Below are 12,443 nucleotides of genomic sequence, written 5' to 3' on the forward strand. Positions count from 1 at the left end.
ACCACGGCCGTCAAGCGGCCCTCCACGCTACGGATGAAGTGTCGCCCTCGCCACCGATTTATGACGCCGCCCGCCACCGGAAGACTCGCCACCTTTCATCACTCCGCCCGCCACCGGAAAGAATGGCCGGATGGCGGAGCAGGGAAGTGGGGCGGCGAACGCGCGGATCACGGACGCGCGGACGCTGCGGGCGCTGGCACATCCGGCGCGGATCGAGATCGTCGATCATCTGTCCACGACCGGGGCGTCGGTGACCGCGACCGAGTGCGCCGAACTGGTCGGCCTGTCGCCGAGTGCCACCAGCTATCACCTCCGGGAGCTGGCGCCGACCGGGTGCGACCGGAGGCGCACGGCCGGGCCTTCTCCCTTTTCGGGGCCTCGGTGCAGGCGGCCGGCATCCTCGGGTTCCTCGTCGCCGGGCCGCTCACCGAGGCGTTCGAGCCGCGCGTCCTGGTGGCCGGCGCCGGAGCGGCCGGCCTGCTGGCCGCGCTCGCCTGCGTGCCGCTGGTGCGATTTCAGCCACGGCCCGCCTCGCCGACCAGCATGCGGGACGAGATCGAGGATAACGTCGCAGCATGAGCGACAGCGTCCGTCGGCCCCGGGTCGGGCACATCCAGTTCCTCAACTGTCTGCCGATCTACTGGGGGCTGATGCGCTCGGGGGCTCTGCTCGACGTCGACCTGCACAAGGACACCCCGGAACTGCTCAGCGCCAAGCTCGTCGCCGGTGACCTGGACATCGGGCCGATCACGCTCGTCGAATACCTGCGACACGCCGACGAACTGCTCCTGCTGCCCGATCTGGCGGTCGGCAGCGACGGCCCGGTCCTCTCGGTCAATCTGATCTCCACCCGGCCCCCGGCCGAACTGGACGGCCGGCCGGTGGCACTCGGCTCCACCTCGCGGACCGGCGTCATGCTGGCGCAGATGCTGCTCTCCGAGCGGTACGGCGCGGAGCCGGAGTATTTCCGCTGCCCGCCCGACCTGTCCCAGATGCTGATGGAGGCGGACGCGGGTGTGCTGATCGGCGACCCGGCGCTCCGCGCGATGTATGAGGCCCCCGGCCACGGCCTGCAGGTCATCGACCTGGCCGAGGCGTGGAAGGAGTGGACCGGGCTGCCGATGGTCTTCGCGGTGTGGGCGGTCCGTAAGGATTTCGCGGCCGCGCACCCCGGGCTGGTCAAGGACGTGCACGAAGCGTTCCAGCGGTCCCGTGACCTTTGTCTCGGTGAGCTCGACGAGGTCGCCGAGTCGGCGGCTCGCTGGGAGCCGTTCGACGCGGCGACGCTTGCCAACTACTTCCGCGCGCTCGACTTCTCCCTGGGCGAGCGGCAGATCGCCGGGGTCCGCGAGTTCGCCCGGCGCGCGGCGAACCGGGGTGAGGTGCCGCCACTGCCCGCCGGCGGTCCGGTCTTCGCCGACGTTTGATCTTCAAGGTGACCTGGCCTTAAGATCCGCGGACTCGCCGGCCGATACCCTCGCCGGCCCACCCGAGTCCGAAACCGGTGACCATGCGTCTGCGCGCTCTGATCAGCCGCCTCGTCCTGCCCGCCGCGGTTTCCGCGCTGGCGGTCGGTGGCCTCGCCCTGCCCGCTCAGGCCGAACCTGAGCTGGGGGGCTTCGCCTACATCGGCATCCTCAGCCCGGAGACGGTGACCGTGATCAACGGTCAGTCGAAGACGGTCAAGTTCGACCTCTACAACCTCAGCGAGGTGGCAGCCGAGGACGTCGTGCTGAACTTCGGCAGCACCAGCGAGCCGATCAGCGAGGATCTCGGATTCGTCGCGCCCGCCGGCTGTACCGGGAACGCCTGCGTCATCGGGGACTTCAAGCCGGGGCAGCGGCGCAGCGTCAAGTTCACGGTCAAGCCCGCCGCCTCCGGCGCCGCCGACCCGGCCAGTAGCATCACGCTCACCACCTCGATCGGGGGTCAGCTCAGCGATGAGACCTCGATCACCGTGGTGCGGACCGACAAGGGTGGCGCCGACATCGAGGTGGACGACATCGCCGATCTGAAGCTGAGCCCGGGCGGCTCGGCCGAGGTGCCGGTCACGGTCCGCAACAGCGGCAACAAGGACGTCACAGCCCTCGGCCTGGTGGTGGCCGCCCCGGTCGGGGTGACGCCGGCGCTGAACTACAGCAACTGCGAGAAGGACACCGATCTCGGCGGCTTCGTCTGCGTCTTCAACGACACGCTCGCCGCCGGTGGGATCTTCACCCTGCCGGACAACATGCCGCTGCGGATCAAGGTGCCGGCCGGTGCCGCCGGGCCGTACGACTACCCGGTCCTGGTCGCAGCGATCGGCCTCACCGAGAAGTACGTCTTCGACTTCGCGAAGCGGACCGCCGGCGCGTCCGGCCGGGAGCTGACGCTCGAGCCGGTCGCCTCCGTCTCGGCCAGGGAGCCCGAGCCCGCCGACGACCTCAACGAGGACGACAACTTCACCCAGTTCTCGGTGACCGTGCCGAAGACTGCCGCGGACAGCGCGGCGATCGGTGGCGTCTTCGAGGGCGAGGCCGGCGACGACCGCTCGGTCAAGGTGGGCCTGCACAACCTCGGGCCGTCCGCGATCATCCCGCCCGGCATGGCCTGGATCCAGTACGTGCACGTCAAGATGCCGACCGGGGTGCTGCTGACCCGGGCCGACGACCGGTGCCTGCCGGGTACCTCGCTCATCGACATCGACGAGACCGTCACCGACCTGTCCGAGGTCACCGACCTGGTCTGCCTGGTCCTGGAGAGCGTGCCGGACAACGGCCGCCACCTGTTCACCCTCTCCGCCGAGATACAGGACGCCGAGCACGAGGCGGGTGCGGTCACCGTCGACGGCGGTGTGCAGGACTCGAGGAGCGGCAACGACACGGCAGCCCTCACGGTCAAGACCACCGGCGGTACGGGCGGCGGCCTCCCGATCACCGGCGCGCCGGCCGGTCTGGTCGCCGGTGGTGGCGCCGCGCTGCTCGTGGCGGGTGCTCTCGCGTACCGGATGGCCCGTCGCCGCCGGATCGTCACGGTCGCCGAATGATGTGCGGGAGCCGGGCGGACGCCCGGCTCCCTCGATCTGTCAGCCGTTGAGGAGCGTGTCCAGGGCGGCCAGGTCGGCCGCGCTGAGCTGCCAGGCCCCGGCCGCGGCGTTCGCCTGGACCTGCTCGGCCGTGGTCGCACCGGCGATCACGCTGGTCACCCCGGGTTGCGCGGCGAGCCCGGCGACGGCCACGTCGAGCACACTGTGGCCGCGCTCGGCACCGAAGGCGGTCAGCGCCTCGATGGTGTCCCAGTCGGCACGGGCGAGCCACGAGGCGTACCGTTCGTTCGCCATCCGGGTGCCGGCCGGCGCCTTCTCGCCGCGCCGGTACTTGCCGGTGAGCAGGCCGGACTCGAGCGGGAAGAACGGCAGCAGCCCGAGCCCGAACCTCTCGCAAGCCGGGACGACCTCGGCCTCGACCTTGCGTTCGACGAGGCTGTACTGATTCTGGGCACTGACGAACCGGGCCAGGTTGCCGGTACGGGCGGTCCAGTCGGCGTCCGCGATCTGCCAGCCGGAGAAGTTCGAGTTGCCCAGGTAGCGGACCTTGCCGGAGCGGACCAGGTCGTCGAGGGCGGAGAGGGTCTCCTCGATCGGGGTGGCCGGGTCGGGCTCGTGCATCTGGTACAGGTCGATGTGGTCGGTCTCGAGCCGGCGCAGGGAGGCCTCGACCGCCCGGACGATGTAGCGGCGCGACCCGCGGGCCCCGAAGTCACGCCCGTTGAGGCCTTCCATGTCCATGCCGAACTTGGTGGCCAGCACCACCTCGTCGCGGCGGCCCTTGAGGGCCGCGCCGAGCAGCTGCTCGGACGATCCGTGCGGGGTGCCGTAGATGTCGGCGGTGTCGAACAGGTTGATACCGGCGTCCAGGGCGGCGTCGACGACCTCGCGGGTGCCGTCGGCGTCGAGCTTGCGGCCGAAGTTGTTGCAGCCGATCCCGACCACGGAAACGACCAGACCCGAGTCGCCCAGGCGGCGATAGGTCATCTCGGTCATGAACCACTCCAAGTAGCTAGTTGTCGATGAACACGCCTGGTAGCGTGACGTAACGCTGCGTCCATCGTGGACTTACCCACGATCGGTTCACGATGGGCGTGGCTTCACAGTGGACGCAGCTTCAGTCGTCCTTCGGCGGCAGTGCCAGATCACGGTAATGCGGCCGCAGCACGTCGGTCAGCGGCACGTGCCTGACCTTCACCGGCGGGGCGTCGAGCGCACGCAGCAGCAACTCGGGTGGAGCCATCCGCGACGGCCGCTCGCGCAGCCGGCCCAGACTGATGGCCGGCGACCAGAAATCGGCCAGCCGGGCGTCCAGCGGCTCGTCCTCGATCGCCAGGGGGTCGACGGTCTCCTCCGGGGCGGGCGTGCCGCGCAATGCTTCGAGCAGCCGTTCCCGGTCCCGGCCCCGCCAGGCCAGCACCAGGAACGGGTCGTCGTCGAACGCTTCGGCCAGGACGTACAGTGCCGCCGAGCCGTGCTTGCAGGGCACTCCCCAGTCGGGGCAGGAGCAGTCGATGTCCAGCCGGTCCGGGAAGAGTGGCAGGCCCAGTTCGGTGAAGAGGTCGACGATCTCGTGGGGCATCTCGCCGGCGAGCAACGCGGCCCGGTACAGCGCCCGGGCGCCGAGCTGCTCGGTGATCTCCGCCCACCCGGCGTCGTCGAAATGGCTGATCGTGACGGTGACCCGATAGGGCGTCGGCCGGGAGCCCTGCACTCGTGCCTGAACCCGTCCGGGCGTCAGGACGAAGTCGATGACCTGCCCTTTCCGGGCATAGGCGCGGCCGCGTGCGAGCCGGCCCGCGTCACAGACCTCCTCCAGGACGTCCACGAACCGGCGGGACCACCATTGCTCGCCGATCTTGCCGCGTTTCGAGCGCACGGCCAGGCCGCCGTCGACCTTGATCGGGGCTGCGTGATCGAAGAAGGCCATCTCAGCGCACCGCCGCCGGGTCGAGGGCGAACAGTTCCCGCAGCTGGTCGGTGCTCAGATCGGTGATCCACTCCTCGCCGGTGCCGACGACCGAGGAGGCCAGGGCCTTCTTCCGCTCGATCATCGCGTCGATCTTCTCCTCAAGCGTCCCGGTGCAGATGAACTTACGCACCTGTACGTCCCGGGACTGCCCGATCCGGAACGCCCGGTCGGTGGCCTGGTCCTCGACCGCCGGATTCCACCACCGGTCGAAGTGGACGACGTGATTGGCGGCGGTCAGGTTGAGACCGGTGCCGGCGGCCTTGAGCGAGAGCAGGAACAGCATCGGCTCGGCGGCGGTCTGGAATCGTTCGACCAGTTCGTCACGCCGGGCCTTGCTCAGGCCGCCGTGCAGCCAGAGCACCGGGCGGTCGGTGTGCGCGGCGAGGTACGGCTGCAGGATCGTGCCCCACTCGGCGTACTGTGTGAAGATCAGCGCCTTGTCGCCGTCCTCGACGATCTCGTCGGCGAGCTCCTCGAGGCGGGCCAGTTTGCCGGACCGGCCGGGCAGCCGGGAGCCATCCTTGAGCAGGTGCGCCGGGTGGTTGCAGACCTGCTTGAGCTTCATCATCGCGGCCAGCACGTTGCCGCGGCGCTGGATGCCCTCGGTGCTCTCGATCTCGGCCATCATGTCCTCGACGACGGCCTGGTAGAGGGTGGCCTGCTCGGGGGTGAGCGAGCACCACACCTTCATCTCGTTCTTCTCCGGCAGGTCCGAGATGATCGTCTTGTCGGTCTTGAGGCGGCGCAGCACGAACGGCCCGGTCGCCCGTTTCAGTGCGGCGGTGGCGTCCTCGTCCTGCCGGCTCTCGATCGGCTCCTGGAAGCGGCGCCGGAACCGTTTCGCCGGTCCGAGCAGCCCGGGATTGCAGAAATCCATGATCGACCACAGCTCGGCCAGGTGGTTCTCCACCGGGGTGCCGGTCAGGGCCAGTCTGGTACGGGCCGGGATGGCGCGGACCGCTTGCGACTGCCGGGTCCCGCTGTTCTTGATCGCCTGGGCCTCGTCGCAGACCACCCGGCTCCATCGCACCTCACGCAGCGCCTCCAGGTCGCGCAGCGCCGTGCCGTACGTGGTGATCACCAGGTCGGCGTCGGCCACCGCCTGGTCGAACTCACTCCCGCGTTGCCGGGTGCCGCCGTGATGCACGTACACCCGCAGGCCCGGCGCGAACCGGGCCGCCTCCTTGAACCAGTTGCTGACCAGCGACATCGGGCAGATCAGCAGGGTCTTCGATCCCTCGTCGGTGAGCAGCAGCGACAACGTCTGCGCCGTCTTGCCGAGACCCATGTCGTCAGCGAGGATGCCGCCCAGCCCGAGACGTCCCAAGAAGTTCAACCACGACAGACCCCTCTCCTGGTACGGCCGGAGCGCGCCCTGGAATCCGGGCGGCGTCGGCATCGGGCTCAGCCGCTCGGAGGCCTGCCCGGACAGCAGGTCGCCGAGGTCCCCGTCGGCGTCGACCTCGACCAGCGGCAGGTCCTCCTCGCCGCCCTCGACCACCTGTTGCAGCAGTTCACCGGCGGTGAGTTCGCCCTCGCGCCGGCTGCCGACCGCCTTGAGCGCGGCCTTGAGCTGCCGGTCGTCGAGTTCCACCCACTGCCCGCGGACGCGCACCATCGGGACCTTGAGCCGGGCCAGCTCGGCCAGCTCCGCCGCGCTCACCACGCTGTCGCCGATCACCAGGTCGAGCCGGAAGTCGACCAGTTGCTCCAGCCCGAACCCGGAGTCCGTGGCGGCCCGCGACGAGGCACCCGACTTCGACTTCGTCCGGGTGGTCATCTTGAGGCCCACCGCCTTGCGCCCGGCCCACGCCGGCAACTGCACACCGAACCCGGCCGCCTGGAGCAGCGGCGCGGCCTGCCGGAGGAACTCGTAGGCCTCGGCGGTCGTCAGCGACATCGCGGCCGGCCGCTGCTCGAGCAGGGCCACGTGCAGCAGCGGGAAGAGGCGGACCGCCCGGCCCAGTCCGGCGAGCAGGGCCTCGTCCGGTCGCTGGGGCAGCCCGGGAAAGCGCCCACCCGCCCAGACGTCCTCGGCGGGCAGGTAGAGCGCCGGATCCTCGGCGGACTGGAGCGCGAACTCCAGCCACCACTCGTCGGTGTCCTCGCCGGGCTCGATCAGCCGGAAACTGACCCGGACCGGGCCGTTCGCCTCGTTCGCGGCGCGCATCCAGTCGTCGAGCGCCCGGCGCAGGTCGCGCACGTCGGCGTCGGCGGCTCCGGGCAGCGCCGGATCGGCGGTGAGGGCGGCCAGCCAACGGTCGGGCAGTGCGGCTTTCGGGCCGGGCCGCTGGCCGACCATGAGCCGGTCCGGGAGGACGTTCCGGGCCGCGCTGTCGAGCAGCGCGTCGAGAGCGTCACGCAGCGTACGTCCGAGTGGTTGACTCTCCGCGACGGCTCGTACCACCGGGGGCATGCCTGCCGCGAAGTCACGGAAGGCGGCCGTGTCGGCGCCGGTCAGAACCGGTCGCCAGCGGGCCGCCGGTACCCCGCTCTCGATCACCAGCTGGGGCAGCATCCGGCCGCGCCGGGCCAGGTCGCAGGCGTATCCGGCAAGCAGGCTGAGATAACGCAGTGACGCCCCGGGGATCCACGAGCCGTCCGGATCGGGCTCGGCGAGCTCGCCGAGAACCGCGAAAGCCTCGTCGCCGGGCACCGTCAGCGCCGGGACCGTCCAGTCGCCGAGCTTGACACCGCGGGCCGTGCTGTCGAGGCCGGTCTCCGGGGACGGCAGCGGTCCCCGTCCGGTTCCGGGAAGGGTGAGGCGCACCGGCCCGGCGACCGCCGCGGGGATGTCGGGAAGGCCGGACGTGGCGAACGGGTGCGGGCGGGACCGTGACCTGGATGTCGTGGTGAGCGGCAGACCAGGGTCCTCGGCCCAGATGATCAGCCCACGTCCGGGCACCCAGCCACCGTGCACGACGAGCACATCCACCCCCTGAGCGACCCGTCGAGACTATCCGCCACCGGGGATCCGCCCGGTGACCCTCGCCGCTGACGGTTGGCGCCCGCTGGACGTACGCTTCAGATCGTGACCGCGAACCCGGAGATCGAAAGCATCCTGCAGCGCGGAGCCGACGGCGGCCGCATCACGCCCGAGGAGGCGTTGCTGCTCTATACGGAGGCCCCGTTCCACGCGCTGGGCGAGGCGGCCGACGCGGTGCGGCGCCGGCGCTACCCGGACGGCATCGTCACGTACCTGATCGACCGGAACATCAACTACACGAACGTCTGTGTGACGGCGTGCAAGTTCTGTGCGTTCTTCCGGGCCCCCAAGCACTCCGAGGGCTGGTCGCACCCGATCGAGGAGATCCTGCGCCGGGCCGGCGAGGCGGTCGAGCTGGGCGCCACCCAGGTGATGCTCCAGGGCGGCCACCACCCCGACTACGGGGTGGCGTACTACGAGGACCTCTTCTCCTCGGTCAAGCAGGCCTACCCGCAGCTGGCGATCCACTCGATCGGTCCGAGCGAGATCCTGCACATGGCCAAGGTCGACGGCGTCTCCATCGAGGACGCGGTGATCCGGATCAAGGCGGCGGGTCTCGACTCGATCGCCGGCGCGGGTGCCGAGATGCTGCCGGACCGGCCGCGCAAGGCCATCGCCCCGCTCAAGGAGAGCGGCGCCCGGTGGCTCGAGGTGATGGCGATCGCGCACCGGCACGGCCTCTCCTCGACCGCGACCATGATGATGGGTACGGGTGAGACGAACGCCGAGCGCATCGAGCACATCCGGATGATCCGTGACGTGCAGGACCTGGCGGTGGCCAACGGCTATCAGGACGTCCCGGTGGAGCAGTCGCACGAGGTCGGTGGCTTCCGTGCGTTCATCCCGTGGACGTACCAGCCGGAGAACAACCACCTCAAGGGCCGCACCCAGGCCACCACGTTGGAGTATCTGCGGTTCATCGCGGTGTCCCGGCTCTTCTTCGACAACGTGGCACACCTGCAGGCGTCCTGGCTCACCACCGGCAAGGACATCGGTCAGCTGTCGCTGCACATGGGTGTCGACGACCTGGGTTCGATCATGCTGGAGGAGAACGTGATCTCCTCGGCCGGTGCCAAGCACCGGTCGAACCTGCAGGAGCTGATCTCGATGATCCGCACCGCGGACCGCATCCCGGCGTGGCGTGATACCTGGTACAAGCACCTCGCCGTGCACTGGACGCCGGCCGACGACCCGACCGACGACCGGGTGGTCTCGCACTTCTCGTCGATCGCCCTGCCGGGTGGTGGCGTCCGCAAACAGCTCCCGCTGGTCGAAGCGTCCTGACTTGAACCAGTCCGTTCGGGGGGTGGCGGTCGTCCGTTCGGCCAGGTTCGGGTCGTCGGACCGGTGAGGCCGGGTTGCTCCTTCGTAACGAGCCCGCCGGTTGGCTGTACCAGGTCCTTTCCGCTGGTTACGTTGCCTGTGTACGGCACCGGAACAACTCATACGTCGCCTGCCGCGGTCAGCGTCGGTGACGAGCAGTCGGACCCGACCGATGGCGGTCGTATATATAACGCACAAGGCGCGGGCGGGATGGGTGACCATCCCGCCCGTTCTGTTGTCTGGCAGGCTTGCCTGGTGACGCGCGCAGATCTGGACAAGCAGCCGCATGAGGTCGCCGAGATGTTCGACGGCGTGGCGAGCAGGTATGACCTGACCAACACCGTGATTTCGTTCGGGCAGGATCGTGGCTGGCGGCGGGCCACCCGGGCGGCTCTCGGCCTCCGGCCCGGTGAGCGGGTCCTGGACGTGGGTGCGGGCACCGGCGTCTCCACCGAGGAACTCAGCCGGTCCGGCGCGTTCGCGGTGGGTGCTGACATCTCGGTGGGCATGCTGCGGGCTGGCCGCCGGGTGCGGGCCGAGGTGCCGCTGCTGGCCGGGGACGCGCTGCGTCTGCCGTTCGCGGACGGCGTCTTCGACGCGGTCACGATCTCCTTCGCGTTGCGTAACGTCGTGGACACCACGGCTGCGCTGCGTGAGTTCGCGCGGGTGACCCGGCCGGGTGGCCGCCTCGTGGTGTGCGAGTTCAGCCACCCGACGAACGGCCCGTTCCGGACGGCCTACCTCCAGTACCTGATGCGGTCGCTGCCGGCGGTGGCACGTACGGTCGCGAGCAACCCGGAGGCGTACGTCTATCTCGCCGAGTCGATCCGGGCGTGGCCGGACCAGCGGGGTCTGGCGTCGCGGATCGCGGCCGCCGGGCCGTGGGATCGGGTGGGCTGGCGCAACCTGACCGGCGGCATCGTGGCGCTGCACCGCGCTACCCGGGTGTAAAAACGGCATTCGCCCAACAAAGCGGAAAAGCGCTGTTTAGCTCGATTCATGACTGATATCGGACAACTGGACGACACGGACATCGACCTGGCGATCGACGAGGGTGACGCCGGCGAGCGCCGCGCCACCGAGCTGGCCACCCGGCTGCGGATGGTCGCGGCGCAGGACCCCGATCTTGCTCAGGACCTGGTCGAGGAACTGATCACAGCGCTGGACCGGGCGATGGGCGGGACCATCCGTCAGCACCTCGACGGTCCGGCGCTCGGCGTGGCGGACCGGGTCCTGCCGGCCCCTGAGCAGGGACGTTAGGGTCGAATGAACAGTTAGGCGGACCTAAGCGCAAAGATCTTCGATAGTCGGCCTAGACTCCGATCGAGGCATGCTTGTGAACTAATTCACGAGCGTCGCGCGAGGGAGGTTGGCCATGAGCGACCGCGGAACGATGGGGATCGTCGCCGACGAGGCGGACGTGATCGTGGTCGGCGCGGGCCCCGGTGGTTCAGCAGCCGCTTACCACCTCGCGCGCCACGGCGTGCGCGTTCTACTCCTCGAGAAGACCGAGTTCCCGCGCGAGAAGGTGTGCGGCGACGGCCTCACCCCCCGCGCGGTCCGCCAGCTCATCCGGATGGGCATCGACACCTCCGAGAAAGCCGGCTGGCTGCAGAACCGCGGCCTGCGAGTGATCGGCGGCGGTGTCCGGCTCGAGCTGGACTGGCCCGAGCTGGCCAGCTTCCCGAACTACGGCCTGGTCCGGACCCGGATGGACTTCGACGACATGCTGGCCCGGCGCGCCGTCGAGGCAGGTGCCCTGCTGAAGACCGGGGTCAACGTCGTCGGCCCGGTGCAGAACGACGACGGATATGTGATCGGCGTCGAGGCCAGGGTCGGCCCGGACAAGGAGCCGGTCCAGTTCCGCGCGCCGCTGGTGATCACCGCGGACGGCGTCTCCGGCAAGTTCCCGCTCGCTCTCGGCCTGGCAAAACGCGACGACCGGCCCCTCGGTGTCGCGGTCCGGCGCTACTACCACTCGGCCGTGAAGGCCGACGACGACTACCTGGAGTCGTGGCTCGAGCTGCGCAGCGCGCAGGACCCGGCCCGGCTCCTGCCCGGGTACGGCTGGATCTTCGGCCTGGGTGACGGCCGGGTCAACGTGGGGCTCGGCATCCTCAACTCCTCCGACGCCTTCGGCAAGACGAACTACCGTCACCTGCTGACCGACTGGCTGGGCAGCACCCCCGAGGAGTGGGGCCTGCGCGACGAGGCCAACGCGGACGGCCCGACCCTGGGTGCCGCGCTCCCGATGGGCTTCAACCGGGTGCCGCACTACACCCGCGGCGTGATGCTGGTCGGCGACTCCGGCGGCATGGTCAATCCGATGAACGGCGAGGGCATCGCGTACGCGATGGAGTCCGGCGAGATGGCGGCCGAGGTGGCGGTGCAGGCCCTGGCCCGCCCGTTCGGCCCCGAACGCGAACGGGCCCTTCAGGCGTACCCCGCCGAGTTGAGCGTTCGATTCGGTGGGTATTACCGGATCGGAGGGATCTTCGTGAAGCTGATCGGCAACCCGCAGATCATGCGGTTGGCAACGAAGTACGGCATGCCGCAGCCGCTGCTCATGAAGTTCGTTCTCAAGCTCCTGGCCAACCTCACCGACCCGCGGGGTGGCGACGCCATGGATCGCATCATCAACGGCCTGACCAAGGTGGCGCCCTCCGTCTGACGGCGATCTGACTTTATCGGACACAGGGGGCACCCCGACCAAAGGACTACAGAAGCTCAGTAACTAGTGTTAAGCGGCTAACAGTCGTACGGGAGTAGAAATGACGATCAACCCTTACGTCCCGATCGTCGGGTTGCTGATCCTCGGCGCCCTTTTCGCGTTGTTCTCGGTGTCCATCGCACCCATCGTCGGGCCCAAGCGCTTCAACCGCGCGAAACTCGACGCCTACGAGTGCGGTATCGAGCCGGCGCCACAACCGATCGGTGGCGGGCGGTTCCCGGTGAAGTTCTACCTGACCGCGATGCTCTTCATCATCTTCGACATCGAGACCATCTTCCTGTACCCCTGGGCCGTGTCGTTCGACGCGCTCGGCCTGTTCGGGTTCGTGGAGATGGTCCTGTTCATCCTCACCGTCTTCATCGCCTACGCGTACGTGTGGCGGCGTGGCGGCCTCAACTGGGACTGA

11 protein-coding genes and 1 pseudogene are annotated in these 12,443 nt (G+C 69.4%); 9 read left to right on the plus strand and 3 right to left on the minus strand.

The window, feature by feature from the left end:
* Positions 1 to 130: 130 nt before the first annotated feature.
* The 4 genes and pseudogenes from AB0G04_RS20905 to AB0G04_RS20920 all read left to right on the plus strand — a co-directional run.
* Positions 131 to 325: pseudogene (locus AB0G04_RS20905) on the plus strand (helix-turn-helix domain-containing protein); the annotation flags it as partial.
* An 8-nt stretch (positions 326 to 333) separates the two neighbouring features.
* On the plus strand, positions 334 to 579 hold the full coding sequence (locus tag AB0G04_RS20910; RefSeq protein WP_360985444.1) for a hypothetical protein: 246 nt from the start codon (positions 334 to 336) through the stop codon (positions 577 to 579).
* A complete protein-coding gene (locus tag AB0G04_RS20915; protein ID WP_360984910.1) occupies positions 576 to 1,427 on the plus strand; it encodes a menaquinone biosynthesis protein in 852 nt (283 codons plus the stop codon). The genes AB0G04_RS20910 and AB0G04_RS20915 overlap by 4 nt, the downstream gene beginning before the upstream one ends.
* Positions 1,428 to 1,510: 83 nt before the next feature.
* Positions 1,511 to 3,025 (plus strand): hypothetical protein, encoded by a 1,515-nt coding sequence (locus AB0G04_RS20920; protein ID WP_360984913.1) that lies wholly within the window; start codon positions 1,511 to 1,513, stop codon positions 3,023 to 3,025.
* A 39-nt stretch (positions 3,026 to 3,064) separates the two neighbouring features.
* Here the strand turns inward: AB0G04_RS20920 and AB0G04_RS20925 are convergent, their stop codons facing one another.
* The 3 genes from AB0G04_RS20925 to AB0G04_RS20935 all read right to left on the minus strand — a co-directional run bounded on the left by AB0G04_RS20925 (position 3,065) and on the right by AB0G04_RS20935 (position 7,926).
* Positions 3,065 to 4,021, minus strand: a complete 957-nt coding sequence (locus tag AB0G04_RS20925; RefSeq protein WP_360984916.1) for an aldo/keto reductase — start codon at positions 4,019 to 4,021, stop codon at positions 3,065 to 3,067.
* A gap of 121 nt (positions 4,022 to 4,142) precedes the next feature.
* Positions 4,143 to 4,955 (minus strand): SWIM zinc finger family protein, encoded by an 813-nt coding sequence (locus tag AB0G04_RS20930; protein WP_360984919.1) that lies wholly within the window; start codon positions 4,953 to 4,955, stop codon positions 4,143 to 4,145.
* A 1-nt stretch (position 4,956) separates the two neighbouring features.
* Complete coding sequence (locus AB0G04_RS20935; RefSeq protein ID WP_360985402.1) at positions 4,957 to 7,926, minus strand: DEAD/DEAH box helicase; 2,970 nt, start codon at positions 7,924 to 7,926, stop codon at positions 4,957 to 4,959.
* A gap of 102 nt (positions 7,927 to 8,028) precedes the next feature.
* On the opposite strand from AB0G04_RS20935, the gene mqnC reads away from it, so the two are divergent.
* The 5 genes from mqnC (at position 8,029) to AB0G04_RS20960 (ending at position 12,443) form a co-directional block, all read left to right on the plus strand.
* Positions 8,029 to 9,267: a cyclic dehypoxanthinyl futalosine synthase gene (mqnC, locus tag AB0G04_RS20940; RefSeq protein WP_360984922.1), complete on the plus strand. Its 1,239-nt coding sequence runs from the start codon at positions 8,029 to 8,031 to the stop codon at positions 9,265 to 9,267.
* A 249-nt stretch (positions 9,268 to 9,516) separates the two neighbouring features.
* Entirely contained in the window at positions 9,517 to 10,257 is a 741-nt protein-coding gene (locus AB0G04_RS20945; protein ID WP_360984925.1) for a demethylmenaquinone methyltransferase, read from the plus strand.
* Positions 10,258 to 10,305: 48 nt separating this feature from the next.
* Positions 10,306 to 10,566: a hypothetical protein gene (locus AB0G04_RS20950; RefSeq protein WP_360984928.1), complete on the plus strand. Its 261-nt coding sequence runs from the start codon at positions 10,306 to 10,308 to the stop codon at positions 10,564 to 10,566.
* Positions 10,567 to 10,699: 133 nt separating this feature from the next.
* The gene (locus tag AB0G04_RS20955; RefSeq protein ID WP_360985405.1) at positions 10,700 to 11,977 is read left to right on the plus strand and encodes a geranylgeranyl reductase family protein; all 1,278 of its coding nucleotides are present in this window, start codon (positions 10,700 to 10,702) and stop codon (positions 11,975 to 11,977) included.
* A 106-nt stretch (positions 11,978 to 12,083) separates the two neighbouring features.
* Complete coding sequence (locus AB0G04_RS20960) at positions 12,084 to 12,443, plus strand: NADH-quinone oxidoreductase subunit A (protein WP_092557921.1); 360 nt, start codon at positions 12,084 to 12,086, stop codon at positions 12,441 to 12,443.

This window comes from Actinoplanes sp. NPDC023801, assembly GCF_040639655.1.
Lineage (GTDB): Bacteria > Actinomycetota > Actinomycetes > Mycobacteriales > Micromonosporaceae > Actinoplanes.

What these genes read in the sequence shown, in the direction of transcription:
- AB0G04_RS20915 (WP_360984910.1), top strand. Translation starts at nt 576, where the DNA reads ATGAGCGACAGCGTCCGTCGGCCCCGGGTCGGGCACATCCAGTTCCTC.
- AB0G04_RS20950 (WP_360984928.1), top strand. Translation starts at nt 10,306, where the DNA reads ATGACTGATATCGGACAACTGGACGACACGGACATCGACCTGGCGATC.
- AB0G04_RS20930 (WP_360984919.1), bottom strand. Translation starts at nt 4,955, where the DNA reads ATGGCCTTCTTCGATCACGCAGCCCCGATCAAGGTCGACGGCGGCCTG.
- AB0G04_RS20955 (WP_360985405.1), top strand. Translation starts at nt 10,700, where the DNA reads ATGGGGATCGTCGCCGACGAGGCGGACGTGATCGTGGTCGGCGCGGGC.
- AB0G04_RS20945 (WP_360984925.1), top strand. Translation starts at nt 9,517, where the DNA reads ATGGGTGACCATCCCGCCCGTTCTGTTGTCTGGCAGGCTTGCCTGGTG.
- AB0G04_RS20920 (WP_360984913.1), top strand. Translation starts at nt 1,511, where the DNA reads ATGCGTCTGCGCGCTCTGATCAGCCGCCTCGTCCTGCCCGCCGCGGTT.
- AB0G04_RS20925 (WP_360984916.1), bottom strand. Translation starts at nt 4,021, where the DNA reads ATGACCGAGATGACCTATCGCCGCCTGGGCGACTCGGGTCTGGTCGTT.